Genomic DNA, 25120 nt, shown 5'->3' on the forward strand with positions numbered 1-25120 from the left:
AGGCAGCCCGTCATGGCCCAGTACGCAGTTCTGATCTACGCCGGCGACTCCGCCCACAGCGCGCACGCGACCAGCGAGGACACCGCCCCGCACGACCGGCACGCCGAGGAGCTGGAGCGCTCCGGGGCGCTGGTGGCCGCCTACGCGTTGACGACCAGGGAGCTGGCGACGTCCGTGCGCGGCGACGTCGTCACCGACGGGCCGTTCGTCGACGTCAAGGAGATCGTGGCCGGTTTCTACATCCTCGAAGCGCCCGACCTCGACGCGGCGCTCGCGATCGCCAGGCTCAACCCGGCCTGCCACGCCGGCGGCGGGGTCGAGGTCCGGCCGATCGCCGGCGGCGGCTTCGTGCAGCGCCCGGCCTGATGGGCGAGCCGTCGGCCGTCGCGGCGGCGATCGCCGAGGCGCACCGTCGCGAGTGGGCCCTGGTGCTTGCCGCGACGGTGCGCGTGGCCGGGGACCTGGACCTGGCCGAGGAGTGCGTCCAGGAGGCGTACGCCGCGGCCATGCGCGGGTGGCCCCGCGACGGCGTTCCGGGCAACCCCGCGGCGTGGCTGACCACGGCGGCCAAGCGGCGCGCGGTGGACGCGATCCGGCGCGAGCAGGCGTTCCGGTCGAAACTCCCACTGCTGCTGGAGCCTGAGGAGATCGCCGTGGACCGGCTGCTCGACGAGGACCCCGACGGCGGTGTGCCCGACGACCGGCTGCGGCTGATCTTCACCTGCTGCCATCCGGCGTTGTCGCAGGAGGCCCAGCTGGCGCTGACCCTGCGCCTGGTGTGCGGCGTGCCGACCCCGGACGTGGCCAGGGCGTTCCTGGTATCCGAGCCGACCATGGCGGCCCGCATCACCCGGGCCAAGAAGAAGATCTCCGGCGCCCGCATCCCCTACCGGGTGCCGCGGGCGGCCGAGCTGCCCGACCGCTTGCGGCCGGTCCTCGGCGTGATCCATCTGCTGTTCACGACGGGACACACCGCGCCGTCGGGTGCGGACCTGGTGAACGCCGACCTCGTGGACCGCGCTCTGCACCTGGCTCGGATGCTGCACGAGCTGATGCCCGACGAGTCGGAGGTCCGCGGCCTGCTCGCCCTGCTGCTGGTCACCGACGCACGCCGGGCCACCCGGGTGGACGCCGCCGGACGGCTGCTGCGCCTGCGGGACCAGGACCGCACCCGCTGGGATCGGTCGGCCATGGCGGAGGCACACGACCTCATCGTGGCCGGACTGCGCGGCCGCCGGCCCGGACGGTATGTACTGCAGGCGGCCATCGCCTCGCTGTACGCCGAGGCCCCTTCGTACGAGCAGACCGACTGGCCGCAGATCGTCGAGCTGTACGACAGGCTGTTGGAGGTGTGGCCCTCGCCCGTGGTGGCGCTGAACCGGACGGTGCCGCTGGCGATGGCCGCCGGGCCGCAGGTAGCGCTCGCCGAGGTCGAACGGCTGGAACGGGAAGGCGGTCTCGCGGGCTACCAGTACCTGCCCGCGGTCAAGGCCGACCTGCTCCTGCGGTCCGGGCGCGAGGTGGAGGCCCGCGCGGCGTACGGCCGGGCGCTGGCCGTCACGGCGAACGAAGCCGAGCGGGCGTTCCTGTCCGAGCGCCTGGCCGACCTGGACACGGCTTCCGGGCGGTCGTGAGCCCGCCTAAAAGCCAGGGCTCAGCGGCGGAAGGACTGCTCGGCCAGGTGCGGGCGGGCGGCGGTGGTGCGGGCCGTGGCCGGCTGCTCGCCGCACAGCTGCGTGACCAGCATGGTGATGGTCGCGTCCGAGATCGGGTCAGGCTGACCGGGCGCGACGTAATGGGTCATGTTCTGCGCGACGGTGACCTGGCGGCGGCCGTCGGCGCTGTGCCAGGAGATGGTGGAGTGGCCGAGCACGAGGCCGTCATGGCCCCAGGCCAGCCCGCACGGCAGCAGGTTCGAGTACAGGCCGAGGCCGTAGCCGCCGTACTCCGGCGCGCCGGGCACCCACGGCACGGTGGTCTGCATCTCGGCGAGCTGCGCGGGCTTCAGCAGCTTGCCGGTCAGCAGCGCCCGGTAGAACCGGTTGAGGTCGTCGGTGGTGGAGACCAGGTCACCGGCCGCCCAGCCCCAGGACATGTTGTAGTCGGCGAAGTCGACGAGCACCCCCTCGTACCAGGGGATGTAGGCGGCGGCGTGCGGGCCGTGGATGCGGGTGCCGGTGCCGGGCAGGTAGGTGTGGCGCAGGCCGAGCGGCCGGATGATCCGCTTGGTGATCTCGTACGCCGGCGACCGGCCCGTGATCTTCTCCAGGATCATCCCGGCGAGCACGTAGTTGGTGTTGGAGTAGGACCAGGCCGCGCCGGGCGGGTTCGTGGCGGGCTGGTTCAGCCCGAACGCGGCCAGTTCGGCGGGGGTGAAGGTGCGGTGGCGGTTCTCCTCCAGCGAGGTGTCGGTGGCGAAGATGACGTGGTCGTAGTCGGCGATGCCGCTGGTGTGGTTGAGCAGCATCCGGACGGTGACCCCGTCGACGGCGTACGCCGGCAGGTAGCGGCCGAGCGGCGCGTCGAGCCGCAGCCGGCCCTCCCCGGCCAGCTGGAGCAGGACGGTCGCGGTGAAAGTCTTGGTGATGCTGCCGACGCGGTGGCGCATGCCGGGCCGGGTGGGCGCGCCGGTGGTGACGTCGGCGACCCCGGCGGCCGCGGACTGCCGGTGGCGGCCGTCGACGGCCTGGGCGAACACGCCGGGCATGCCGGCGGCGGTGATCGCCTCCAGCTGCGGGCGCAGCGTTCCCCCGGTCGCGGCGGCGGGTGCGGCACCGGCCAACAGGATGAATGCGACGGCGGTGCCGAGAGCGGCACGGACGGGTGTTCTGGTCATGAACCCTCCCCTTTGGACAAATCTCATGCTGCCCGATCGGCGCACCGGTGCCGTCAATCCGGCGAAGGACGCTGTCGTCGGCCGCGCGGAGGATGTCGCGGTCGTCCTGGCGGCGGATATCCATGTCATGGAGGTATTCGGAGCCCGCTCGCACTGGCCGGGCTTGCCACGACCGAGCACACTGTCCGGATGGGCAATGTGATCACCGATGGTGAGATCGTCGTGTCCGGCCTGGCCAAGCACTACAAGCAGGTCAAGGCCGTGGACGGGCTGTCGTTCACCATCAAGCCGGGACGGGTGACCGGCTTCCTCGGGCCGAACGGGGCCGGCAAGACCACTACGTTACGAATGATCCTGAATCTGGTGTCGCCGACGGCGGGCACGGCGACGATCGGCGGCGTGCGTTACGCCGACCTCGCCGAGCCGTTGCAGGCGGTCGGCGCGGTGCTGGAGGCGTCGAGCGCGCACAAGGGCCGCACCGGTCGCAACCACCTGCGGGTCATCGCCGCCGCCGCCGGCCTGCCGGCCTCCCGCGCCGACGAGGCGCTGGCGCTGGTCGGGCTGACCCCGGCGGCCAAGCGCAAATTCAAGGGCTATTCGCTGGGTATGCGGCAGCGGCTGGGCATCGCCGCGGCCATGCTCGGCGACCCGCGCGTGCTGATCCTCGACGAGCCCGCCAACGGCCTCGACCCCGAGGGCATCCGCTGGATGCGCGACCTGCTGCAGAAGCTCGCCGGGGAAGGCCGCACCATCCTGGTCTCCAGCCACCTGCTGTCGGAGATGGAGCTGCTCGCCGACGACGTCGTCATCATCGCCGCGGGCCGGCTGGTGGCGCAGGGCCCGGTCGCCGACGTGATCGGCGGGGCGGGCAACGCGGGCTCGGTGCGCGTGCGCACCCCGCACCCGGACAAGCTGCTCGCCGCGCTTCCCGGCGTCGGCAGCAACAGCGAGGACGGGGCGCTGGTGCTGACCGGTGTCACCGCCGAGCAGGTCGGCGACGCCGCGCTGAGCGCCGGGGTGGCCGTCCACGAACTGGTCACCGAGCGCCCCGACCTGGAGCGCGTCTTCCTCGACCTGACCGCGGGCAAGGAGGCGATCCGGTGAGGCTCATCCGCAGCGAGTTCCTGAAGATCCGTACGACCAACGTGTGGTGGCTGTTCGCGCTCGGCGCGTTCGGCCTGCTCCTGCTGGCGTTCGCGATCAACGCGCTGAACATGCACTTCGTGCTCGACCAGCCGGCGGAGATGGCCGAGGGCATGGACCCCGAGGGCGCTGCGGCGATGTCGGCGCTGGCCGAACCCGTCGCGCTGACCTCGTACATGGTCACCTCGGGGCAGTACTTCGGCCTGATGTTCGTGATGCTGCTGGGCATCATCACGGTCACCAACGAGTACCACCACCAGACCGCGACCACGACGTTCCTGGCCACCCCGCACCGCACCTCGGTGATCCTGGCCAAGGCGGCGGCCGGCGGCGTGTTCGGCGTCGTGCTGTGGCTGGTGACCACGGCGATCACCGTGCCGGCCACCGCGATCTTCCTCAACTCGGAGAACATCACCCCCGCCCTGGGGGACTGGGACGTGATCCGGGCGATCCTGCTCAACGGCCTGGCGTACGCGCTGTGGGCGCTGATCGGCATCGGCATCGGCGTGCTCATCCGCAGCCAGATCGGCGCGACCATCACCGCGATGGTCATGTACACGGTGGGCACGATCGCCGTGTCGATCATCGTGAACGTGCTGACGAACCTGCTGGAGTGGGACTGGCTGGCCAACGTGCAGTGGGCCATGCCCTCGCTCGCTTCGACCCTGATGACCAGCGGAGCGGACCTGCCGGGGCAGCCGCGCTACTGGGTCGGCGCGCTGGTCCTGGTCGCCTGGGCCCTGGTCACCGGCCTGATCGGCACCCTGCTCACCCGCACCCGCGACGTGTCCTGACCGGACGAACCCCAGGGCCTGCTTCCACCACGGAAGCAGGCCCTTCGCCGTTCCCGCCCCGTTCCCGCCCCGCCCCGCCGCGTTGATCATGAACTTGAGGGCGTGTTCGGCGGCGTGTCGTTACCCTGCCGCCGTGATCACGCCCCGAAGCGTGGGTGGGTTGATATGCAATTAGTTTCATAGCATAATAACGGCGTGGCCCTGGAACACGCGATCCTCGTCTCGCTGCTGGAGCAGCCCGGGTCCGGCTACGAGCTGGCCAGACGGTTCGACCGCTCGATCGGCCGGTTCTGGACCGCCACCCACCAGCAGATCTACAAGGTGCTGCGGCGGATGGAGGCCGACGGCTGGGTCACCGCCGAGGAGATCGGCCAGGACGGCCGCCCCGACAAGCGGTGCTACTCCGTGGCCGCGCCCGGCCGGGAGGCGCTGACCGCCTGGCTGCGGGAACCGGTCCAGCCGGAGACCGTCCGCCACGAGCTGGCCGTCAAGATCCGCGGCGCGGCGTTCGACGACGCCGCCGGCCGGGCGGCCCTGATCAGCGAGGTCGAGCGGTATCGCGCCGACCACGAGACCACCCTGCGCCGCTACCTGGCCGGCGAGCAGCGCGACTTCCCCGACACCGGTGACCTCGACGCGGGGCAGCGGCTGCAGCACGTCGTGCTGCGCGGCGGCATCGAGTACGAACGCATGGTCCTGGCCTGGCTAGACGACGTCCTGCACACCCTCCACGACCTCTGACCGGATAGGGAAGAACCGCCATGACGCACCCGTTGCTGCTGAACCCGCGCACCTACGACCCGGCGCACCTGGACGACGAGTCCCGCCGGCTGCTGCGCGCCACCGTCGACTTCTTCGAGAACCGCGGCAAGAAGACGCTCGTCGACAGCTACAACGACCGCACCTGGTACGCCGACTTCCTGGACTTCGTCGCCAAGGAAGGCCTGTTCGCGACGTTCCTGACCCCAACCGCCGACGGCACCGGCACCCGCTGGGACACCGCGCGCAACGCCGCGCTCAGCGAGATCCTCGCCTTCTACGGCCTCGGCTACTGGTACACCTGGCAGGTCACCGTCCTGGGTCTCGGGCCGGTGTGGCAGAGCGCCAACCCGGCGGCCCGCGCCCGCGCCGCGCAACTGCTCGCCGACGGCCACGTCATGGCGTTCGGCCTGTCCGAGCGCGCCCACGGCGCGGACATCTACTCCACCGACATGGTCCTGACCCCGGACGGCGCGGACGGGTTCCGGGCCACCGGCGGCAAGTACTACATCGGCAACGGCAACGTCGCGGGCCTGGTCTCCGTGTTCGGCCGCCGCGCCGACGTCGAGGGCCCCGACGGTTACGTCTTCTTCGCCGCAGACAGCCGCCACCCCGCGTACCACCTGGTCAAGAACGTGGTGAACGGGCAGATGTACGTCAGCGAGTTCCGGCTGGAGGACTACCCGGTGCGCGCCGAGGACGTGCTGCACACCGGCAAGGCCGCGTTCGACGCCGCGCTCAACACGGTCAACGTCGGCAAGTTCAACCTGTGCACCGCCTCCATCGGCATCTGCGAGCACGCGATGTACGAAGCCGTCACCCACGCGCACCGGCGCGTCCTGTACGGCAGGAAGGTCACCGACTTCCCGCACGTGCGCCGCGAGCTGACCGACGCGTACGCCCGGCTGGTCGCGATGAAGCTGTTCAGCGACCGGGCCGTCGACTACTTCCGGTCCGCGGGCCCGGACGACCGGCGGTATCTGCTGTTCAACCCGATGACGAAGATGAAGGTCACCACCGAGGGCGAGCGGGTGGTCGACCTGCTGTGGGACGTGATCGCCGCGAAGGGCTTCGAGGCGGACACCTACTTCGACAAGGCCGCCAAGGACATCCGCGGCCTGCCGAAGCTCGAAGGCACCGTGCACGTCAACCTGGCCCTGATCCTGAAGTTCATGCCGAACTACCTGTTCCGGCCGGCCGACTTCGCGCCGGTGCCGACCCGCCACGACGCCGCCGACGACGAGTTCCTGTTCCGGCAGGGGCCGGCCCGAGGGCTGGGGGAGATCCGGTTCCAGGACTGGCGCGGCCCGTACGACAAGCACGCCGACCTCGCCAACGTGGCGGTGTTCCGGGAGCAGGCCGACGGGCTGTGCGCGCTGCTGCAGGCGCACGCCCCGGACGCCGACCAGCAGCGCGACCTGGACTTCCTGCTCACCATCGGGCAGCTGTTCGCGCTGGTCGTCTACGGCCAGCTGATCCTCGAGCAGGCCGAGTCGACCGGCCTGGACCGCGACCTGCTCGACGAGATCTTCGCGGTGCTGGTCGGCGACTTCTCCGCGTACGCGACCGAGCTGCACGGCAAGGCGGCCACCACCGACGCCCAGGCCGCCTGGGCACTGGCGCACCTGCGCCGCCCGGCCCGGGACGCCGCCCGCACCGCCGCCGTGTGGTCCCAGGTCGAGGCCCTCTGCGGCGCGTACGAGATGCAGCCGTAGGCCGGCCACCCGCCCGTGCCAGCGCACCTTTCATTCGGTATTAGCCGAGATTGGACCCATTAGCGGGATATATTGCGGCTGTGGGCAGATTGCTGCCCGGAGTGGGTTTTCCGTGAGCGGGGGCAGGCGTGAACGCACGGGTAGCGAAGGCGGGCTGGGGCAGGGCGGCAGTGCTGTGGGCTGCCGCGTTCGGAGTTCTGGTGCTGCCTGCCTGCACCACACCCGTCACGTCCGCGACCGTGCCGCAGGCCGCCGCGCCGTCGGCCACCGGCGCCCTGCTTCCGCGCAACGTCGTCATTCCGCTGAGCGCGGTGCAAGGGTTCTTCCCGGAGATCAGCCAAGAGCTGGCCACCGGCTGGAACTCCACCGCCTCCGGCAGCCCGACCGCCACCCGGAGCGTGGCGTACACGAACAGCGACGGCACCAAGAAGGTGACGATCTCGGCCGACGAGTACGCCACCGCGGCGGACGCGGCCGCCGGTTATCAGAAGGCCGTCGAGCTGAGCAACGCGGTTCCCGACGTCAAGGCCGTGCCCGCGCCGAACCTGGGGGAGCAGGCCTTCGCCGGAAGCGTGACCAAGGACGGCCAGACCCACGTCGGCGTCGGCGTGCTTGACGGCACCATGGTTCTCGGCGCGACGACCGCCGGCTACGACGCGAACCCGGAGAACATCGCCAAGCTCATGGCCGTGGTGGCAGCGGAGGTCGCCGCCGTCAAGAACCGCTGAACACGCCGAGGCTCGCGCCGAGCGCCACGACTCCGGCGAACCCGGCGACGACCACGGACAGCATGGCGATGGTGAGCGGTCGGCGGCTGCGCCGCGGCGCACCCGCCGAAGGCAGCACCGGCACCTCGGTCAGGAACTGCTCCAGGCGGTCGAGATCGCGGGACACGGCACGTCGGCTGCGGTCGGTGCCGAGCCCGGGAACCAGTGCCCTGACCTCGATCGGCCGGTGCCCGCGTACCCGCAGCCGCACTGCCAGGTTGTCGAGCTGGTCGAAGCCTTCGGCCAGGTGCCTGGGGACCTCGTACCGCACGAGCGGGTTGGTGATGGTGACCGTGTCCGGGGTGACGGTGAATCCGGCGGCCGGTCCGGCCAGGTAGGCCGTGACGAGACCAGCCGCGGACAGGACTGCGCAGAGAGCCAGGCCGAATGCGGGCTGCGGCAGCCCGGCCCGGTCCACGATGACGGCGGCGGGCAAAAGCGGCGCGAACATGCCCCCGACGAGGTACGCGAGCGGGTCGGAGCGCCGGAAGGTCCGGTTCACCCGGCTGTCCGGCAGTCCCGGTGTCGTCATCGCAGCATTCCTCCGCCCGTTCGCGCACGCCCTCGGCCGGCGCACCGCAGGTCGGGCCGGGCGTGATGGGTCATCATGCCAGCCGGTTCGCGCTCACCCAGCCGGGCGGCGAGGTGTGGGAGCCGGCGCCGCCGTGCTACACGCGCCGGGTGTCGGTGAAGCGCGGCCCGGCGTGCTCGGCGAGCGCGGACGCGATCGCGGACGGTGACTCGCGCACCTGCGCCAGCACGAGGACCTCGAAGCAGCGGCGGCCGTCAGGTGTGGTCCCGGTGAACCTGCCGATCCCCGGATAGGTGGTGGTCTGGTAGTCCGGGTCGGGAACGACGAGGACGCGCAGGTCGTCGAGGATGACCGACTCGACGCCGGACCACGGGACAGTGGCGGTGATGTCGGGGGTCCGGATGGTCAGACCGGCGCTGTCGATGACGAAGCGGAACCGGAGCGCGCCCAGGGTCTTCATGATGACGATGGGAGCCGCGATCGCCGCGAAAATGACCATGATCAGCTCGCGGCCGACTATCGCCGGGGGCAGTCCGGCGATCATGTCGCGGCGCATCGTCAGCAGTGCCCAGGTCAGCGCGACCGGAGCCGCCAGTGCGATCAGTACCTGGACCAGCCACGTCCGGGTGCGATGGAGCGTCATCGGCACGAGGGTTCAGCCGTCGATCCGAGGCGGCGGTCCGGCCTTGGCCTCGGTGCGGTCCGGGCCGTTCGCGAGGCGGTATGCAGCCTCTTCCGCGGCACGGGCCTGATAGGACGCGTGGACCGCCGCCGAATAAGCAGCCTGCTGCTCCGCGCGGGCCCGGACCCGGGCGGCCAGCTGCTCCGGACCGCCGAGCGCCCGCCACACCTCGTGCTCCCGCCAGAACCAGCCGAGGGCGGCGACCCCGCACAGCACGACGAACAGCGCGAACGAGACCCCTGCGAGCCAGGTCGAGACCGTCGGCTCGATGCGGTTGACCAGCATGACCAGGCCGAGCACCCCGCCGCAGAGCGTGGCCAGGACCAGTACGACGAACCCGGCGGAGCGGGTGGGGTGGCGGGGCGTCACGAACAGGAGATCCTGCCATGCGAACGCCGCGTTCGCAGACCCCTGGCGACCGGCGCGGAGAAGGGGCTTGCGCGTTAACTCTACCTAGGTAGATATTAGAGGCTTGGCACGCGTACGACATCCCTCCCCGCAGACCGCGGCAGTGCTCGTCGCCCTCGCCAAGTCCGGTGAGGACTGGAGCCACGGCTACGACCTGTGCCGCACCCTCGGCCTGAAGGCGGGCACGGTGTACCCGATCCTCATCCGCCTCGCCGAACGCGGACACGTGGAGACCTCCTGGGAGACCGACCCGCCGCGCGGGCGGCCGGCCAGGCACCTCTACCGGCTCAGCACCGCGGGCGCCGAACTCGCCCGCACCGTCGCCGCGGCTGCCCGCGCCGCCGCGGCCGCACCCGCCCCGGGCCCGGCCGCGCTCGCGCCCAGGACCGCCTGACCCTCGACCGCTCGATCCCCGGCCCGCCCCTGCCGTTCGGAGGCCCGCGATGCTCGACTTCCTCCTCACCCTGGTGGTGCTCGCACCGGCACCCCTGCTCGCGATCGTGGTGCTCGCCGGCCGGCTGCGCGATGCCGTACGCCATGGCGGTATGGGCATGCTCGCCTCCCGCGCCCGCGCGGGATGGCGCGACGGCACCAGGCGTCCGGTGTGGCCGCTGCTGATCGGTGTCGCCGCCGGCACCGCGGCGCTGACCTTCGGCCTGCAGCGCCTGTATCTCGCCACGGTCGACAAAGGACCGGGCTGGGTGTCGACATAGCGCTGCTCGCCATGGTGCTCGGGCTGCTCGCGGCGGTCGCCTGCGCGGGGCTCGCCGCCCTGGCCGCGGCCACCGTGGCCCGGGCCCGCAGATTCGGGGCCGGAACGGTCGCGGGGCTGCTCACGCTCGTCGCGGTCGCCGTCGGCACCGCGGCCGCACACCTGCCGTTGAACGCCGCCTACCAGGCCGAACCCGACAGCTTCCCGGTCGTGGCCAACCTGGGCGCGGGCGATCTGCTGATGCCGTTCGCGGTGTTCCTCGTCGTGCTGAGCTGGGCCCTGCCCTGGCCGGTCCTCGGCGCGGCGCGCGGCGCCCGCACCGAGACCACGGAACGTTTGCCGGCCCGGGACGTGTGGCAGCTCCTGCTGGACCTGGCCACCGCGGACCTGCCCGAGAACCGGTCCGCCGGGGGCGCGGCGCTGCGCGCCGAACTGGCCCCCATCGACCCGCCCGCCGAGCGGCGCAGGTTCGCGCTGGGCGGGATGTGGGCCGCGCTGCGGTCCGGTCGGCCGCGGGCCGCGTGGGCATCGGCCGCCGCGGTCGCGGTGGTCGTCGCTGCCGGGTCGTTCGCGGCCTCACGCTGGTCACTGGCCCACAGCAGGGGCGGGATCCTCGACTTCTGGATCGTCGGCCCGAGCGTGCTGCTGCTCGCCGTCGCGCTCGTCACGGCCTGGCGCAACCGCTCCTTCGGCGCGGGACTGCGCGCCGCGGCACTGTCCGGGCTCGCCGCCCTGGTGGCGATCGTCACCGTCGGCGTCCCGGAGGCGCTGGTCTGGGCGCAGCGGCAGGCCGGCTACCTGAGCACCGGCGACGCGGTGCCGCCGACGTGGCAGTCGGCGGTCCTCGACGTGGTGCGGCCCGACTTCATCCTTATCATGATCGTCTTCTGGGCGATCGGCGCGGCCGGTGGCGCGGTCCTGGGCACGGCACTGAGGCGCGACCCTGCCGGAGTCACCGACGGGTCGTGAGCTTCCACGCCTACGGGTCGACGTGGGTCCGGCCTGCTGCGGGAGTGGGTGCTGCGACACAGCACCCACTCGGTGACCGTCCCGCTCAGGCGCCGCGCAGCATCGCGCGCAGCACGAACGACGGGCTCATGAGCGAGCGCGGGTGGGCCAGCATCATGGTGACCAGGCTCAGCTTGTGGTTGACGGCATCGTCGGAGATCGACGCGCGGGCGATCCGCCCGCTGATCCGGCTGATCAGCGCGTAGCCGGGCGGGTAGGGGCCGTCGACGTGCTCAAGCCCCAGGTCGGACAGCGTGGAGGTCTGCCAGGCCGCGTCGACGACGACCCGCACCAGGTCGAAGTATCGCCGGGCGGGGCGGCTCAGGTCCGGATCGGTCCGCAGGTACGCCGACAGGCACGACGCGTGCAGCGCGGCCGAGGTCATACCCTGGCCGTAGATCGGGTTGAACGACGCCACCGCGTCACCGGCCGCGACGACACCCGCCGGCAGGTCCCGGGCCTCGTGGAAGTCCCGGCGCCGGCTGTCGGCCTGGTGGTAGGTGATGACCGGTCCGATCATCTCGCAGCCCGTGGCGACCTGGCCGAACATCGGCGGGAAGTCCCGCACGCAGCGCTCGGTGAACTCGTCGGGATCGCGGCTGGGCCGGTCGTCGGCGTACCCGGCGATCAGGACCAGCCACCGGTCGCCCTCGACCGGGTTCACCCCGCCGATGCGCGGCACGCCACCACTGCCGTCGTTGAAGGCGATGCTGCCCCACGTGTCGCCCATCGCCGGGTCTCGGCGGAACGTCGCCGTGGCGTAGTTGAGTTTGATGCCCATACGCTGCATCGGCGGACGGGCGAAGCCGTGCCCCTCCAGCCAGTCGCTGAGCCGGCTGGACCGGCCCATGCCGTCGACGACCAGCTCGGCCCGTACCTCGGTGGAGCCTTCGTCGCCCTCGTAGCGCGCGCCGACCACCCGGCCGTCCTCGACGATCAGTCCCTCGGCCCGTCCGGACACGAACCTGATGTTGGGCACCGCGAGCGTCCGTCGCCGGACCAGCCCTTCCAGGAAAGGCCTGGTGCCGACCAGGCCCGGCTGCTCCAGCCGGACCGGTTTGGCGGTGCGCAGCGAGCCGTTCATGACGAACTCGAACGCTCCGTACGGCGGCACGACCGCGCCCGCCTCGATCGCCTCCTGGATGAACCCGGGAAACCACCGCTCGAACTGGATCTGCCCCGCGGGCAGCAGCCCGTGCACCTGGCTGCCCTGCGGCACACCGGGTCGCGGATCGTCACCGGTGTCCTGCGGGTCGCGCTCGATGATCAGTACTTCGTCGGCGTGGTCGCTGAGCACCCGGGCGGCCATCAGGCCGGCGATGCTGCCGCCCAGCACCACGGCCCGTGACATCAGGCGGCGCATGCCGGTGGGCGCGACGTCGGTGCAGATCTCGGCAAAGGTGCGCGTTGTGGACATGTCAGCAGGTCCCCCCGAAGCGATGGCTCCACATTGGCCATTCGTCGGAGGCAAACATAACGCGGGATCCATGTCGTCGGCAAAGATCGCGAGATCGGCCGCGTCGGTCGACGCAAGCTGGTGCGCATCGGCCCGTTGCGTTGTGACGGTCATCGGGATCTCCTGGGCAAGATCTGTTTTTGTGGACGCTGACTGTCCCTATAGGGGCGTCTGGCGTCCACAAAAACAGATCTTCACCCAGCCTCGCGCGCCGAAGCGACCGCGACCCATGAGCGATGCGTGGCCTCCCATCGGTAGGAGTTCGGCGACGCCCATCCGCTGACTGCCGGGTACCGGCCGGATCAGGGGCGGAAGCTGGCGCGGTATTCCGTCGGGGTGCGGCCGGTCAGGTCCAGGAAGGCGGCGTTGAACGCCGACAACGAGGTGTAGCCGACCGTGTGCGCGATCCGGGTCACCGGGGCGTCGCCTGCGGCGAGTTCCTCGATCGCGCGCAGCACGCGCATCCGGCGCAGGACCGCTCGCCAGGTCAGGCCGGTCTCCTCGGCGAAGCGCCGGGCCAGCGAGCGCGGCGCGAGGCCGACCTCGGCGGCGACGTCTTCGAAGCTGACCTCTCCGCTGAGCTGCCGCTCGGTGGCGGCCAGGGCCCGGCGCAGCTCCGGTGACCGTCCCGCCGGGACGACGACCGGGCTCGGCTGCTCGGCGAGCCGCCAGGTCACGGCGGCGAGCGCGGCGAACATCGTCCGGGCGTACGCAGGAAGGGGCTCGTCGCTCTCGCCGAAGGCGCCGCACTCGTCGACCAGGGCGCGGGCCAGCGGGTTGAGGTCGAACACGGTCAGCGGCGCGGGCGGGGCGGCGGTGAACTCGGGGTCGAACAGCACCGAGGCCGTGGTGACCGGTTGCGGGATGCTGACCTGGATCGGCCGGCCCGCCTCGATCAGGGCGGCCCGTGCCGGGGGCAGCAGCCATGCCTGGCCCTGCGCCTCCAGCCGGAGCACGCCGGCGGAGGCGCAGAGCAGGTAGTGGCGGTCCACGCGCAGTTCCCGGACCGGCTCGGCGGGGAAGGTGCGGACGAAGCTGTACGCCTCACGGGTCATCGGCGGCCTCGCACGGACCCCATCGTAGTCAGCGGACCGTCTCCAGCAGGTCGGCCCGGAAGCGGCGGCTCACCGGCGGCGCGATCATCATCGGGCGCAGCACCTCGCCGGAGCGGGCGAAGGAGTCCGACGTCTGGTATCCGGCGAACGACTCCTCGTCGGCCCACTCGTGCACGATGGTGATCGCGGAATCGTCCGCGCGGGAGGCGTAGACCCGGAAGGCGACGTTGCCGGGCATGGCGCGGACGTGTTGGCTTTCGGCATCGAGCCGGGCCAGGGCCGAGGTCCGGTCGGCGGGGGCGGTGCGGAAGTCGACGATCGCGATGAACATGGAAGGCCTCCGGAAGGTGCGGTGGCGGCGGCTGCCGCGGCTGGGTTCGATCCTCGCCGCCGTACGGCCGTCCGGCTCGCGTCGGCCGGACACGTTCACGCTCGCATCGGACACGTCACCGGTTGGCGCATACGAACAGGCCCGGGTCCGTTTCCGGATCCCGGGCCTGTCTAGTCGTGCTCATCGTGCCGTGTGGTCGCGCGCCTGGCGGCGCTTGCGGCCGTGGCGGTGCACCCTGTTGGCCACCCGCTCCTTCGCGGCCTCGTCTATGAGCTCTCGGTGATGCAACTTCGCGAGATCGAAGTACATCTCGGGCGATCCGAACATCGCAGACTCCTCAGTCCTTGACTCTCTGTCTTGCTGACGAGGTAAATACTCCTCCGGCCGGACCTCCGCTCCATCCGCAGCGACGGCGTATCTTGCCTGCCTACGACATACCTAGTGCCATGCCTAGGTGGGTCTAGGTATGCCTACCGACCGTGACCGCCATCACCGCCGGGAGGTCGTTAAGTCCGTTTCGGAGTGATCCCTTGTTGTCGGACGGCGCGGTTAGGGTCGGGGCCGTCCTAGGCGAGGAGGCGCGTGGTGCGGGTCGAGGTGCGAAGCAGGGTTCCCGGCGGGGACCGCCTGCCCGATGTGCTGGTCGAGCTGGCGCAGGAGCAGACCACGGTGCGCGAGCTGATCCGCGCCGCCGTCGCCGAGCAGGTGCGTGCCTGGCAGGCGGACGGCTCGCGGTGCCGCGCCCTGCTCGACCGGCAGTACCTGACCGACGAGGACATCCGAGCCCAGGCGGCCACCGGCGTGGTCCGCCTGCCCGACCGGCAGCAGGCCGCACCCGACGTCGAGGCCGAGGTGGCCCGCGCCTGGTCGGCGTTCGAGCGCGGCACGTTCGCACTGTTCGTCGGCGGGCGGCAGCTGGATCTGCTGGACGAGCAGATCGTGCTGCACCTGGGTGAGCCCGTGGTGTTCGTGCGCCTCACCGCGCTGGTCGGAGGCTGACGTGCAGCATCCGATTCCCGATGTCCACCTGGAGGCGTTCGCGCAGGAGCGGGACGCGCTGTGGCAGCGCGTCGAGCAGGTTCGCACCGCCGTCAAGGACGGTGACCTGGCGCTGCTGCGCGAGCTGGGGCCGATCGTCCGGGAGCAGCTGCGCCGGGGTGACGACCGTGTCGGTGGCAAGCTGGAGGACCGCATTCCCGACATCGACCAGGCGTTCAGCGAGGCGTACGACGAGGCGTTCCCGCTCGAGCCGGGCGCGGACGTGTGCGCCGTCCTGGACGCGCCGTGGCCGACCGCGACGCGTGACGCGGCGCTGCGCGCGCTGCTGGGGTGGCCGGTCTGGGGCACACCGCCGCTGGACGAGGTGGCCGACCGGGTCATCGCGGCCGGCGACGTGGCCGCGATGCGGGTGCTGGTGCTGACTCCGCTGGGGCGGGTGACCCGGCCCGCCGTGACCCGGCTGCTCGACGCCCTGCACGCGCGCGACGCCCTGGACGCGGCGCTGGTCGAGCACGCGTTCACCGTGGACCGCTGGCTGGGCAACACCATCGTGGGACGAGACCCGTCGGGTGGCGCGCCGCCACCGCCCGCCGCCTGCGCGGACGCGGTGCGGCCGTACGTGGACGAGATGCTGTGGCGGATGACCTCGGCGGGGGTGCCGGACGAGGAACTGCCGCAGGTGGTCGTGCCGCGTGGGCTGCGGTTCGTGCTGCGGGCGCTGGACTGGACGGGGGAGGAGAAGACCGGCAAGCGGCTGGGCGCGGCCGAACTGAGCAGCGAGGAGCTGGCAGAGCTGGTGGCGCACCTGCGGCAGCGCCCGTTGGAGGTCCGGCTGCGCGCCTTCCACCTGCGCCGGGAAGCCGGTGATGCCGAAGGGCTGCTGCCGGTGCTGGGACTGGAACCGGCGTCGGCGCTGCTGCGGCTGGTGGACCGGATCGAGGCGGGCGGCGTGGTCCGGTATGACCGTGAGCTCATCCTGGTGGCGGCCGAGGCGGCCGGACCCGCCACGACCGAGCACCTGCTGGCGCAGACGCCGTGCGAGCTGGTCAGCGCGGCCCTGGGGCGCAACCGCGCGGCGGTGCTCAAACGCGTGAAGAACAACGCCCTGGCGGGCATCGCCGCGTACGGCATGCTGCCGCTCGCCGAGGGCGAGACGGTGCTCGACCGGTACACGGCGCTGCGTGAGATCGCCAAGCGCGGGCCGAAGCTCGGCCCGAACCGGCGGCACAGCCACGCCGCCGCGGTCGAGGTGGCGCTGGAGCACCTGGCACAGGTCGCCGGCCTGCCTGACGCGAGCCGCCTGGAGACCGAGTGCGAGATCGAGCTTGCCGACGCCACCCCGCCGCCGTGGTCGGTCGGCGACTACACGGTCGCGGTCGTCATGGACGGCCCCGACCCGGTCATCACCGTCACCAGCGGTGGGAAGGTTATGAAAAGCGTGCCTGCGGCGGTACGCGCCGACGCCCGCTACACGGCCAGCCGCGAACACCAGGACCTGCTGCGCGATCAGGCCCGGCGGCTGCGTACCGGCGTGATCGAACGGCTCGTCGCGACCGGCACGCCGGTGGGCCCGCAGGAGCTGGCCGGGCTGCTGAGACTGCCCGCGGGCGCGGCGATGCTGCCCGCCCTGCTGTGGCGCGACCGCACCGGCCAGGTCGGGCTGCTCGCCGACGTCGACACGACCGGCCCGGTCACCGCCGTGCACCCGTTCGACCTGTACACGTCCGGGCGGCTCGGGCACTGGCAGGCCGAGATCGTGCGCCGCCGCCTGCGCCAGCCCGTCAAACAGGCATTCCGTGAGCTGTACGTGCTCACGCCCGCCGAACGCGAAGCCGTCGACGTCTCGCGGCGCTTCGCCGGCCACACCGTGACCGGCCGGGTCGCCGGGCAACTGCTGTCGGGTCGCGGCTGGCGCACGCACGGCGACTACGCCGCGTACCAGGCCACCCGCCCGGCGGGAGACCTGACGGCGGCTCTGCGCTGCGACTTCCACGGATACTTCGGCATGGGCGACGTGGAGATCGGCGAGCTGCGGTTCCTGTCCGGACGCGACATCGTGCCGCTGGCCGACGTGCCGCCGACCGTCTTCTCCGAGGTCATGCGCGACCTCGACCTGGTCGTGTCGGTCGCGGGCACCGACCCGGCACGGCTGGACTCGCCCGCTCGCGCGCAGAGCCGGGCCGAGGTGCTGGCCGCACTCATCGACGACCTGGGCCTGCGGCGGGTCGCCGTCGAGGGCGCGGTTGCGGTCGTCCACGGCTCGCGCGCCGTCTACCGCGTGCACCTGACCAGCGGCAGCATCCACGTCGAGCCGGGCGGCTACCTGTGCGTGGTGCCGGCCGGGTTCGGTCGCAAGCCGCACCGGCGGCTGTTCCTGCCGTTCGCCGACGACGATCCGATGACGAGTGTCGTGCTCAGCAAGGTGCTGCTGCTCGCCGAGGACGAGAAGATCACCGACCCGTCGGTCCTGGCGCAGCTGGCGGTGCTCACGGCACGCGGCTGAGCCGCGGGCGTCCGTACGGTGGCATGGCGGTGAAGCCGGGTTGTCCACCTGGTGACATGTCGCCTTTGCGCAGCACCGGCTCTAGTGACCTTGGACACGTGGCCGCAGCAGAATCCGATCACCTTCGCCGTGGACAGCGGCGATGATCGTGAGGAGCTCGACACGATGTGGTCACCCCTGGGCCGCGCCACCGCCGCCGGCGGTATGGCGGCCGTACTCACCTTCACCGTGCTCGGCACGGCGCAGCAGACCGCTGCCGCCGCGCCGGGCACGCCGGACCGGACCGCGGCGACCCCGCCGGCCGGCCAGACGGTCACGCTGATCACCGGTGACGTCGTCACCGTGAGCGACGCCGGCGCGGGCCGGCACACCGCCGCGGTGCGCCCCGCCCCCGGTCGGGAACGCATCACGTTCCACACCGTGGAGGTCGACGGCGGCCTGCGGGTGCTGCCGTCCGATGTGGTGCCGTACGTGTCGTCCGGGGCCGTCGACGCGGACCTGTTCGACGTCGAGGAGCTGCTCGCGGCCGGGTACGGCGACGCGACCGCGACCGGCCTGCCGCTGATCGTGCGCTACGCCGACGGCGGCGCGAACGCCAGGCGCACGGCCGGTGTCACCGGAGTGCGCGACCTGCCGAGCATCGGCGCAGCGGCGCTGACCGCGAGCCGCGACAACCTCGCCGGATTCTGGCGGGCCACCGCGCCCGCTGCCCCGGCCGCGGCGGACACGGCGGCCGCCGTGTCCTCGGCGGGCAGCGCGCGGTCCGGCGCCGCGCAGGGCGGCCGCCTCGGCGGCGGCATCGAGCGGATCTGGCTCGACGGCCGCGTGGAGGCCGCCCTGGACCGCAGTGTCGCGCAGATCGGCGCGCCCGACGCCTGGGCCGCCGGATTCGACGGCAAGGGCGTCGACGTGGCGATCCTGGACACCGGCGTCGACGCCAACCACCCCGACCTGGCCGGACGTATCGGGCAGGCCCGCAACTTCACCGACAGCCCCGACGCCGTCGACCGGCACGGGCACGGCACGCACGTCGCCGCGACCGTCGGCGGCACTGGCGCGGCCTCGGGCGGCACCCGCAAGGGCGTCGCACCGGGCGCGAACCTGCTGGTGGGCAAGGTGCTCAACGACGGCGGCTCCGGATACGAGTCGTGGATCGTCGCGGGCATGGAATGGGCCGTAGAGCAGGGCGCCGAGGTCGTCAGCATGAGCCTGGGCGGCTCGGCCACCGACGGCCAGGACCCGATGAGCCTGGCCGTGGACCGGCTGACCGCCGCCAGCGGCACCCTGTTCGTCATCGCGGCGGGCAACGACGGCTCCGACTATGCCGTCGGCTCGCCCGGCGCGGCCGCGTCCGCGCTGACCGTCGGGGCCGTCGACCGGGACGAGAACCTGGCCGACTTCTCCAGCCGCGGCCCGCGCCTGGGCGACGAAGGCCTCAAGCCGGAGATCACCGCCCCGGGCGTCGGCATCGTCGCGGCCCGCGCTGCCGGGACGTCGATGGGCACCGTCGTCGACGCGAACTACACCACCGCGTCGGGCACCTCGATGGCCACCCCGCACGTGGCCGGCGCGGCCGCGCTGCTGGCCCAGGCCCACCCGGGCTGGAAGGCCGGGCAGCTCAAGAACGCACTGGTCAGCACCGCCCGCGCCAACGCGTCGCTGACGGTGTACCAGCAGGGCGCGGGCCGGGTCGACCTGACCCGGGCCGTCGCGCAGACCGTGTACGGCACCGCCACCGCCGACTTCGGCCTGCTCACCACCGCCCCGGCGGCGCAGGCGGCGACCCGTGTGCTGACGTTCACCAACACCGGAAGCGCGCCCGTCACCCTCGACCTGAAGGTCGACCTGCGCAATGTCGACCGGGCCGTCGCCGAGACCGACGCCCTGGCCACCGCCGGGCAGGTCACCGTGCCCGCCGGTGGCACCGCCGACGTCACCGCGACCCTCGACCAGGCCAAACTGGACAGGGGCCGGCACAGCGGCGTCATCACGGCGACCGGCCCCGGCGGGATCGCCCTGCGCACCGCTGTCGGCCTCACCCTGGCCGGCCCGCGGCACAAGGTCACCCTGCGAGCGCTCGACCCGGCCGGCAAGCCCGGCTCCGCGCCGGTCGTCATGCTGCACGGCGAGGACAGCCGCTCCGACACCCTCACCTGGCTCGTCGGCAACGACGGCACCGTCGAGGTCGAGGAGGGCACCTACCTGCTGCAGGGCCTCATCGAGCACGGTGCGCCGCTCGACGAGCAGGTCACCCTGGTCACCGATCCGGAACTGAAGGTCACCGGGGACATGACCGTGCTGCTCGACGCGCGCAAGGGCACCCCGATCCGGATCGAGACGCCCAAGCCGTCCGAGCAGCAGGCGATCCTCAGCTACTACGTGCACCGGGTGCACGGCAACGGCCGCACGATCAGCCACGGCGTCATGCATTTCAGCACCGTGCAGCAGGTCAACGTGACCCCGACGAAGCCGGTGAGCGCGGGTGAGTACGAGTTCTCGTCCCGCTGGCAGCTGGTCGCGCCGATCGTGGCGGCCCAGATCGACGGGGTGAAGGGTCCGCTCGACATCAACCTGCTGCACCTGTCGCCCGGCTACGACGGGCCGAAGCGGCTCAAGCTGGTTCGCGCCGGCACCGGCACGGCCCAGCAGCTCGCGGCGGCGCGCGTGCGCGACGCGGTGGCGCTCGTCGAGACGGCGTCCGACCGCACCGAGCAGGAGCAGATCGCGGCGGCGGCCGCGGCGGGCGCGGCGGCGATCATCATCGTCCGCCCCGCCGACTGGTCGGCGTGGACGGTGTGGGAGCCGCAGGGTGAGCGGGAGCCGATCCCGGCCATGGTCGTCGCGTACGACGACGGGCAGAAGCTGCTCGCCCGCACCGCGCGCTCCAGCGCGACGATCGAGCTGGTCCTCACCCCGGTGAGCCCGTACCTGTACGACGTCTTCCACGTCGAGCGGGGCCGCGTCCCGCAGCGCATCGTGCACAAGGTGACCGCCGCGAACTCGATGCGGATCGACACCTCGTACGCGCACAACGGCGGCGAGCCGTGGGCCCGTGAGCAGCGCTTCGGCTGGCGTCCGTGGCAGGACTACTCCTGGAACGACACCACCCGTTTCGTGGCCACGCCGTCCACCCGCGAGGAGTGGGTGTCGGCCGGCGACTCGGTGTGGCAGCACCGGGTGCACCAGGAGTACCCGTGGGGCGGTTGGGGTCCGCTGGCCGGCGGCATCGCCGACCAGCCGCGCAGCTACCGGCCCGGCAAGACCCGGGAGACCTGGTTCGGGCCGGTGGTCCGGCCCGCCGCGGCGAGCGGCCTGCTCTCCACCCGGCTCGGTGACGTGCTGTCGCTGCGGGTGCCGGAGTTCGTCGACGCCGCCGGCCACGCCGGGCTCCGCGAGGGTGACGAGGTCGCGGCCAAGCTGTGGCGCGACGGGACGCTGGTCGCGGAGCTGCCGAGTGCCATGGCCGACGTGGAGGTGCCCGCCGGGGCGGCCGGGTACCGGCTGCAGTTGACGACCGCGCGGACCACGCCGGAGTGGGCGCGGGCGACCCGTACCGACACGGTGTGGGAGTTCCGGTCCGCGACGGCCGGGCAGGCGCGGGCGCTGCCGCTGCTGCAGGTCGACTACCGGGTGCCCGCCGACCTTAACGGCTCGGTCGCCGGGCGGGCGCACACCGTCGGGATCGGACTGCGCCACCAGGCCGGTCTGCCGACGCCGCGGCACACCACGCTGGTCGTGGAGGTGTCGTTCGACGAGGGCCGGACCTGGCGGGCGGTGCGGGTGACGGGGCGCGGTGACGCGTACACCGCGTACGTCCCGGCCGGTTCGGGCAGTGTGTCGCTGCGGACCCGGGCCACCGACGGTGCGGGCAACACGGTCACCCAGACCGTCGTGCACGCGTACGACCTGCGCTAGCGCGCCGTGAAGGGGTGCCCTCCGACCGGGAGGGCGCCCCTTCACGCATTGCGCCAACGTCTATGTAAGTCTAGGCTTACCGTTCGTGGACACTTACGGAGATCCGGGCCTGGGACTTCTCGGGGACCCGACCCGGCGCGCCATCTTCGAGCTGCTCGCCCGGCAACCGTGCTCGGTGGGCGAACTGGCCGACCGCCTGCCGATCAGCCGGCCCGCGGTGTCCCAGCACCTGCGCGTGCTCAAGGACGGCGGCCTGGTCGTCAGCCGGGCCGACGGCACACGCCGGGTCTACCAGCTCAATCCCGCCGGAGTGACCGCGCTGCGTGCCTACCTGGACCGCGTCTGGCAGGACGCGCTCACGGCGTTCCAGAAGGCCGCGGACGACGACACCGCACCCGAAGAGGAGAAGCCATGACCGCACCCACGCTCCCGCCGCTGCACGGCAGGGTCACCGTCAGCCTGCCCGCCGAGCGGGCATTCGACCTGTTCACCCGGTCGTTCGGCACCTGGTGGCCGGCGCAGTACCACATCGGACAGGCCGAGCTGGCCGAGGCCGTCGTCGAACCCCGCGTCGGGGGACGCTGGTACGAGCGGGGAGTCGACGGCAGCGAATGCGACTGGGGCACGGTGCTCGCCTGGGAACCCCCGCACCGCCTCGTCCTCACCTGGCAGATCAACGGCAGGTGGGAGTACGACCCCGAGCCCGCCCATGCCAGCGAGATCGAGGTCCGGTTCACCGCGGAGGGACCCGAGCAGACGGTCGTCGAACTGGAGCACCGTCACTTCGACCGGCTCGTGGCCGGTCAGGCGATGCGCGACGGGCTCGTCGGTGGCGGCGGCTGGCGCGGCGTCCTGGACGTCTTCGCCAAGGCGGCCGAGCAGCGGTAGCTCCGCCGCGCCGACACCGATTCCCCGCTTGATACGCTGCGCCCCCTTGGCTGGAAGGCGGAATTACATGCGTTGGCTCCTGGACCGATTCCGCAGGCGCGCCGATCCGAGCGACCGGGAGACCGCCAAGGTCATGCGCGAGTTGGCGGAGGCCTTCGTCCACGGCTCCGCGGAAGAAGGCCAGGCGCTCGGTTGGGACTCGACCGAGGCGTCGCGGCTGGACGACCTCTGCGACGCCTTCCTGGCGACGGATCCGCCTGCCGCGTACCGCCACAGCATGATCATGGGTATGGGCGCGTACGTCGGCGAGCTGATGGTGCGCCACGGCGGCGGTCGCTGGGCCTACGACGCGAACGAGCGGGCGGCCGTGGTCGAGATGCCGAACGGCCTGCGCGGCTTCCCGCACAACAAGGTCGCCAAGCGGCTCGACCACGGCCGCGAACACGACCTGTTCACCTTCTACTGGTACGGCCTCACCAGGGATGTCGGACCGGGCACCACGATCCGCACGATGCCGGACAACGGCAGGTGAACCCTCAGATCCTGCACGACACGGCAAGGCGCTACCTGGCGGAAAGGTATACCGAGCTGGCGGCCCGCTACTCCCGGCTGCCGAACCACGGGCGAGCCGCCGACGGCTACCACTACACCGACGAAGCCAAGGCGATCTTCCCCCGGTACGGCGTCGTGGACGCCGTCCTGGTCGAGGTCGAACGCCTGGACGGCGACCGTCTTCCCGGCTCGTCCCGGCTCGCCGACCTGCTGGTCCGCGCGGCCGGCACAGCCGGGCCGGTGTTCACTGATCCCGCCCGCGAGATCGAGGCTCAAGCCGCGTCCGAGGAGCGCGATCGTTTCACCCGTCAGGTGAGGGTGTGGGCGGCGACGGCGGATCTGCGGGCCGAGCCTGTCGGATACCGACGCGTGCTGTCCGAGGACGAGGCGGCGCGGTGGCGCGAACGGCTGACCGCCCGCTGGGGCCTTGTGGACTTGGCGTGGCATCCGATGATCGCCGCGGACATCCCCGCCGACGTCACGATCGTGCAGGGCGAGGCGCTGTGGGAGGAGCCTGTCGTCGACGCCTTCCGGCACGCCCTCGACCGGCTCGGGGTGCGACGGGTGATCGAGCTGCGCGAGTACGGCCCCGAATACGCCGTCGAGGTGAATCTGACGGCACCGAGGTACACAGGTGCCGAGGGCGTCTGGTCGGACGAATCGTCGAGCTGGATCGCGTACGCCTCGCACGAGGGAACGGTGGCGTTCGGCGGCACGCTGGTGCCGGTGCTCGAACAGGTCTGGCCCGGCGTGAACAGCCGGCGCTGGACGCCGTAGGCGCGTGCGGCCGAAGCGGGCGTTCTCGTCATGAGGGCGCCCGCCTCGGCTTCGTGCGCTACGCCGGCGCGTTGACGGCCGCGGCGACCGTGTCCCGGGCGATGCGGCGGGGCCGGGTCGGCACTCCCAGCGTCGGGTTGGCCACGCCCCAGGCCGCGCCTTTGCAGATGACCTCCTTGTACGCGGCCGCGAGCCGTCCGGTCAGGACAGCCTGCTTGGCGACGTCGTCCGCGGTGACGTACTGGATCAGGCCCTCCTTGCGGCCCAGCGAGATGCACTGGTTGAAGTAGCGCAGGTGCGCGGTCGGCAGCTTGCCGCCGGTCAGCCGGGCCGCGATCGCGTCGGCGGCCTGCCACGCCATCGGGGTTCCCGAGGCGCACGACATGCGCAGCGGCTTGTCCCCGGCGCCGATCGCCATGGCGGCGTCGCCGACGGCGTACACGTCCGGGTGCGAGACCGAGCGCATGGTGCCGTCGACCACGATCTGACCGGTGCCGGTCACCTCCAGGGTCGTCGCCTGCGCGATCGGGTGGACCGCGAAACCTGTGGTCCACACGGTGACCGCGGCCGGGACGGTCCGGCCGTCGGCGAGGGCGACCCGGTCGGCGTCGACGCGGGTGACGGCGGCGTCCTCGTACACGGTGATGCCGAGCTTGCCGACGACCTTGCGCAGGTGCTCGCGGCCCTTGGCGGACAGCCAGTCGCCGAGGCCGCCGCGGGCGGCCAGCGCCACCCGAAGGTCGGGGCGGGTCTCAGCGATCTCGGTCGCGGCCTCCAGGCCGGTGAGGCCGCCGCCGACCACGACCACGGTCTGCCCGGCGTCGAGGCGGGCGAGGCGCTCGCGCAGCCGCAGCGCGCCGGGACGGCTCGCGATCTCGTACGCGTTCTCGGCCGTCCCGGGCACGCCCTGGGCGTTCCAGCCGCTGCCGAGGGCGTAGACGAGGGTGTCGTAGGCGAGCTCGCCGCCGTCCGCGACGGCGACGGTCCTGCGGTCGACGTCGACGCCGACGACCTTCGTGAGCCGCAGCTCGACGCCGGTGCCGGCGAACATCTCGCGCAGCGGCCGGGGCGTGAGGTCCTGGCCGGCGGCCAGCTGGTGCATGCGCACCCGTTCGACGAAGTCGGGCTCGGCGTTGACCAGGGTGATGGCGACGTCGTCACGGTGCAGCCGCTTGGCGAGGCGGCCGGCGGCGATGGCACCGGTGTATCCGGCTCCGAGGACGACGATGCGGTGCTTCATGTCCTTGCTCCTGTCTTCGCGGGGTCGCCTCTTGAACCGGGCAGCCCG

General features: G+C 72.2%; 26 protein-coding genes. 17 read left to right on the forward strand and 9 right to left on the reverse strand.

Annotated features, from left to right (window positions below; genetic code table 11):
• Nucleotides 1–12: 12 nt before the first annotated feature.
• Together ACFQO7_RS16955 and ACFQO7_RS16960 are read left to right on the forward strand one after the other, a co-directional pair.
• On the forward strand, nt 13–366 hold the full coding sequence (locus tag ACFQO7_RS16955) for a YciI family protein (RefSeq protein WP_376807226.1): 354 nt from the start codon (nt 13–15) through the stop codon (nt 364–366).
• A 62-nt stretch (nt 367–428) separates the two neighbouring features.
• A complete protein-coding gene (locus tag ACFQO7_RS16960; protein WP_376807314.1) occupies nt 429–1634 on the forward strand; it encodes an RNA polymerase sigma factor in 1206 nt (401 codons plus the stop codon).
• Nucleotides 1635–1654: 20 nt separating this feature from the next.
• On the opposite strand, the gene ACFQO7_RS16965 is transcribed toward ACFQO7_RS16960, so the two are convergent.
• On the reverse strand, nt 1655–2836 hold the full coding sequence (locus ACFQO7_RS16965) for a serine hydrolase domain-containing protein (protein ID WP_376807227.1): 1182 nt from the start codon (nt 2834–2836) through the stop codon (nt 1655–1657).
• A 189-nt stretch (nt 2837–3025) separates the two neighbouring features.
• Here ACFQO7_RS16965 and ACFQO7_RS16970 point away from each other — a divergent pair, with 189 nt between their 5' ends.
• The 5 genes from ACFQO7_RS16970 (at nt 3026) to ACFQO7_RS16990 (ending at nt 7975) form a co-directional block, all read left to right on the forward strand.
• Nucleotides 3026–3940 carry an ABC transporter ATP-binding protein gene (locus ACFQO7_RS16970; RefSeq protein WP_376807228.1) on the forward strand — a complete coding sequence of 305 codons (915 nt, stop codon included), beginning with the start codon at nt 3026–3028 and terminating at the stop codon, nt 3938–3940.
• Nucleotides 3937–4773, forward strand: a complete 837-nt coding sequence (locus ACFQO7_RS16975; RefSeq protein WP_360539059.1) for an ABC transporter permease — start codon at nt 3937–3939, stop codon at nt 4771–4773. The genes ACFQO7_RS16970 and ACFQO7_RS16975 overlap by 4 nt, the downstream gene beginning before the upstream one ends.
• 195 nt (nt 4774–4968) lie before the next feature.
• On the forward strand, nt 4969–5514 hold the full coding sequence (locus ACFQO7_RS16980) for a PadR family transcriptional regulator (RefSeq protein ID WP_376807229.1): 546 nt from the start codon (nt 4969–4971) through the stop codon (nt 5512–5514).
• A gap of 20 nt (nt 5515–5534) precedes the next feature.
• Nucleotides 5535–7247 carry an acyl-CoA dehydrogenase family protein gene (locus ACFQO7_RS16985; protein WP_376807230.1) on the forward strand — a complete coding sequence of 571 codons (1713 nt, stop codon included), beginning with the start codon at nt 5535–5537 and terminating at the stop codon, nt 7245–7247.
• A 128-nt stretch (nt 7248–7375) separates the two neighbouring features.
• Nucleotides 7376–7975, forward strand: coding sequence for a hypothetical protein (locus tag ACFQO7_RS16990; protein ID WP_376807231.1), 600 nt, complete (start codon nt 7376–7378; stop codon nt 7973–7975).
• Here the strand turns inward: ACFQO7_RS16990 and ACFQO7_RS16995 are convergent.
• The 3 genes from ACFQO7_RS16995 to ACFQO7_RS17005 form a co-directional block, all read right to left on the reverse strand.
• Nucleotides 7962–8546, reverse strand: a complete 585-nt coding sequence (locus ACFQO7_RS16995; protein ID WP_376807232.1) for a hypothetical protein — start codon at nt 8544–8546, stop codon at nt 7962–7964. The genes ACFQO7_RS16990 and ACFQO7_RS16995 overlap by 14 nt on opposite strands.
• 136 nt (nt 8547–8682) lie before the next feature.
• Entirely contained in the window at nt 8683–9189 is a 507-nt protein-coding gene (locus ACFQO7_RS17000; protein ID WP_376807233.1) for a hypothetical protein, read from the reverse strand.
• Nucleotides 9190–9201: 12 nt separating this feature from the next.
• The gene (locus tag ACFQO7_RS17005; RefSeq protein ID WP_376807234.1) at nt 9202–9597 is read right to left on the reverse strand and encodes a hypothetical protein; all 396 of its coding nucleotides are present in this window, start codon (nt 9595–9597) and stop codon (nt 9202–9204) included.
• A 103-nt stretch (nt 9598–9700) separates the two neighbouring features.
• Between ACFQO7_RS17005 and ACFQO7_RS17010 the strand changes: the two genes are divergently transcribed.
• Genes ACFQO7_RS17010 through ACFQO7_RS17020 form a run of 3 tightly spaced genes read left to right on the forward strand, consistent with a single transcriptional unit; the run spans nt 9701 to nt 11317 of the window.
• Nucleotides 9701–10030, forward strand: a complete 330-nt coding sequence (locus ACFQO7_RS17010) for a PadR family transcriptional regulator (RefSeq protein ID WP_376807235.1) — start codon at nt 9701–9703, stop codon at nt 10028–10030.
• Nucleotides 10031–10079: 49 nt separating this feature from the next.
• Nucleotides 10080–10349 (forward strand): hypothetical protein, encoded by a 270-nt coding sequence (locus tag ACFQO7_RS17015; protein ID WP_376807236.1) that lies wholly within the window; start codon nt 10080–10082, stop codon nt 10347–10349.
• Between the two features lie 11 nt (nt 10350–10360).
• The gene (locus ACFQO7_RS17020; protein ID WP_376807237.1) at nt 10361–11317 is read left to right on the forward strand and encodes a hypothetical protein; all 957 of its coding nucleotides are present in this window, start codon (nt 10361–10363) and stop codon (nt 11315–11317) included.
• Nucleotides 11318–11402: 85 nt separating this feature from the next.
• Here the strand turns inward: ACFQO7_RS17020 and ACFQO7_RS17025 are convergent, their stop codons facing one another.
• The 4 genes from ACFQO7_RS17025 to ACFQO7_RS17040 all read right to left on the reverse strand — a co-directional run bounded on the left by ACFQO7_RS17025 (nt 11403) and on the right by ACFQO7_RS17040 (nt 14525).
• Nucleotides 11403–12773, reverse strand: a complete 1371-nt coding sequence (locus ACFQO7_RS17025; RefSeq protein ID WP_376807238.1) for an FAD-dependent oxidoreductase — start codon at nt 12771–12773, stop codon at nt 11403–11405.
• 341 nt (nt 12774–13114) lie between these two features.
• Entirely contained in the window at nt 13115–13867 is a 753-nt protein-coding gene (locus tag ACFQO7_RS17030) for an AraC family transcriptional regulator (RefSeq protein ID WP_376807239.1), read from the reverse strand.
• A gap of 28 nt (nt 13868–13895) precedes the next feature.
• Nucleotides 13896–14198: a putative quinol monooxygenase gene (locus ACFQO7_RS17035; protein WP_376807240.1), complete on the reverse strand. Its 303-nt coding sequence runs from the start codon at nt 14196–14198 to the stop codon at nt 13896–13898.
• Nucleotides 14199–14378: 180 nt separating this feature from the next.
• Nucleotides 14379–14525 carry a hypothetical protein gene (locus tag ACFQO7_RS17040; RefSeq protein ID WP_203688755.1) on the reverse strand — a complete coding sequence of 49 codons (147 nt, stop codon included), beginning with the start codon at nt 14523–14525 and terminating at the stop codon, nt 14379–14381.
• Nucleotides 14526–14783: 258 nt separating this feature from the next.
• Between ACFQO7_RS17040 and ACFQO7_RS17045 the strand changes: the two genes are divergently transcribed.
• The 7 genes from ACFQO7_RS17045 (at nt 14784) to ACFQO7_RS17075 (ending at nt 23832) form a co-directional block, all read left to right on the forward strand.
• Complete coding sequence (locus tag ACFQO7_RS17045) at nt 14784–15197, forward strand: hypothetical protein (protein WP_376807241.1); 414 nt, start codon at nt 14784–14786, stop codon at nt 15195–15197.
• Nucleotide 15198: 1 nt separating this feature from the next.
• Nucleotides 15199–17700, forward strand: coding sequence for a DUF7737 domain-containing protein (locus ACFQO7_RS17050; protein WP_376807242.1), 2502 nt, complete (start codon nt 15199–15201; stop codon nt 17698–17700).
• Between the two features lie 84 nt (nt 17701–17784).
• Entirely contained in the window at nt 17785–21615 is a 3831-nt protein-coding gene (locus tag ACFQO7_RS17055; protein WP_376807243.1) for a S8 family serine peptidase, read from the forward strand.
• A gap of 85 nt (nt 21616–21700) precedes the next feature.
• On the forward strand, nt 21701–22030 hold the full coding sequence (locus ACFQO7_RS17060) for an ArsR/SmtB family transcription factor (protein WP_376807244.1): 330 nt from the start codon (nt 21701–21703) through the stop codon (nt 22028–22030).
• Nucleotides 22027–22503, forward strand: coding sequence for an SRPBCC family protein (locus tag ACFQO7_RS17065; RefSeq protein ID WP_376807245.1), 477 nt, complete (start codon nt 22027–22029; stop codon nt 22501–22503). The genes ACFQO7_RS17060 and ACFQO7_RS17065 overlap by 4 nt, the downstream gene beginning before the upstream one ends.
• A 67-nt stretch (nt 22504–22570) precedes the next feature.
• Nucleotides 22571–23035, forward strand: coding sequence for a hypothetical protein (locus ACFQO7_RS17070; protein WP_376807246.1), 465 nt, complete (start codon nt 22571–22573; stop codon nt 23033–23035).
• On the forward strand, nt 23032–23832 hold the full coding sequence (locus ACFQO7_RS17075; protein ID WP_376807247.1) for a hypothetical protein: 801 nt from the start codon (nt 23032–23034) through the stop codon (nt 23830–23832). Before ACFQO7_RS17070 ends, ACFQO7_RS17075 begins: the two co-directional genes overlap by 4 nt.
• 58 nt (nt 23833–23890) lie before the next feature.
• Here ACFQO7_RS17075 and ACFQO7_RS17080 read toward each other — a convergent pair whose 3' ends face one another.
• On the reverse strand, nt 23891–25072 hold the full coding sequence (locus ACFQO7_RS17080) for an NAD(P)/FAD-dependent oxidoreductase (protein WP_376807248.1): 1182 nt from the start codon (nt 25070–25072) through the stop codon (nt 23891–23893).
• Between the last annotated feature and the right edge of the window lie 48 nt (nt 25073–25120).

The sequence above is a fragment of the Catellatospora aurea genome (assembly GCF_042663325.1).
GTDB classification, from domain to species: Bacteria; Actinomycetota; Actinomycetes; order Mycobacteriales; family Micromonosporaceae; genus Catellatospora; species Catellatospora aurea.

Bases quoted from the DNA above. Each gene is read 5' to 3' on its own strand.
- ACFQO7_RS16955 (WP_376807226.1), top strand. From the start codon at position 13: ATGGCCCAGTACGCAGTTCTGATCTACGCCGGCGACTCCGCCCACAGC.
- ACFQO7_RS16965 (WP_376807227.1), bottom strand. From the start codon at position 2,836: ATGACCAGAACACCCGTCCGTGCCGCTCTCGGCACCGCCGTCGCATTC.
- ACFQO7_RS16970 (WP_376807228.1), top strand. From the start codon at position 3,026: ATGGGCAATGTGATCACCGATGGTGAGATCGTCGTGTCCGGCCTGGCC.
- ACFQO7_RS16985 (WP_376807230.1), top strand. From the start codon at position 5,535: ATGACGCACCCGTTGCTGCTGAACCCGCGCACCTACGACCCGGCGCAC.
- ACFQO7_RS16995 (WP_376807232.1), bottom strand. From the start codon at position 8,546: ATGACGACACCGGGACTGCCGGACAGCCGGGTGAACCGGACCTTCCGG.
- ACFQO7_RS17000 (WP_376807233.1), bottom strand. From the start codon at position 9,189: ATGACGCTCCATCGCACCCGGACGTGGCTGGTCCAGGTACTGATCGCA.
- ACFQO7_RS17015 (WP_376807236.1), top strand. From the start codon at position 10,080: ATGCTCGACTTCCTCCTCACCCTGGTGGTGCTCGCACCGGCACCCCTG.
- ACFQO7_RS17020 (WP_376807237.1), top strand. From the start codon at position 10,361: ATGGTGCTCGGGCTGCTCGCGGCGGTCGCCTGCGCGGGGCTCGCCGCC.
- ACFQO7_RS17025 (WP_376807238.1), bottom strand. From the start codon at position 12,773: ATGTCCACAACGCGCACCTTTGCCGAGATCTGCACCGACGTCGCGCCC.
- ACFQO7_RS17030 (WP_376807239.1), bottom strand. From the start codon at position 13,867: ATGACCCGTGAGGCGTACAGCTTCGTCCGCACCTTCCCCGCCGAGCCG.
- ACFQO7_RS17035 (WP_376807240.1), bottom strand. From the start codon at position 14,198: ATGTTCATCGCGATCGTCGACTTCCGCACCGCCCCCGCCGACCGGACC.
- ACFQO7_RS17040 (WP_203688755.1), bottom strand. From the start codon at position 14,525: ATGTTCGGATCGCCCGAGATGTACTTCGATCTCGCGAAGTTGCATCAC.
- ACFQO7_RS17065 (WP_376807245.1), top strand. From the start codon at position 22,027: ATGACCGCACCCACGCTCCCGCCGCTGCACGGCAGGGTCACCGTCAGC.
- ACFQO7_RS17070 (WP_376807246.1), top strand. From the start codon at position 22,571: ATGCGTTGGCTCCTGGACCGATTCCGCAGGCGCGCCGATCCGAGCGAC.
- ACFQO7_RS17080 (WP_376807248.1), bottom strand. From the start codon at position 25,072: ATGAAGCACCGCATCGTCGTCCTCGGAGCCGGATACACCGGTGCCATC.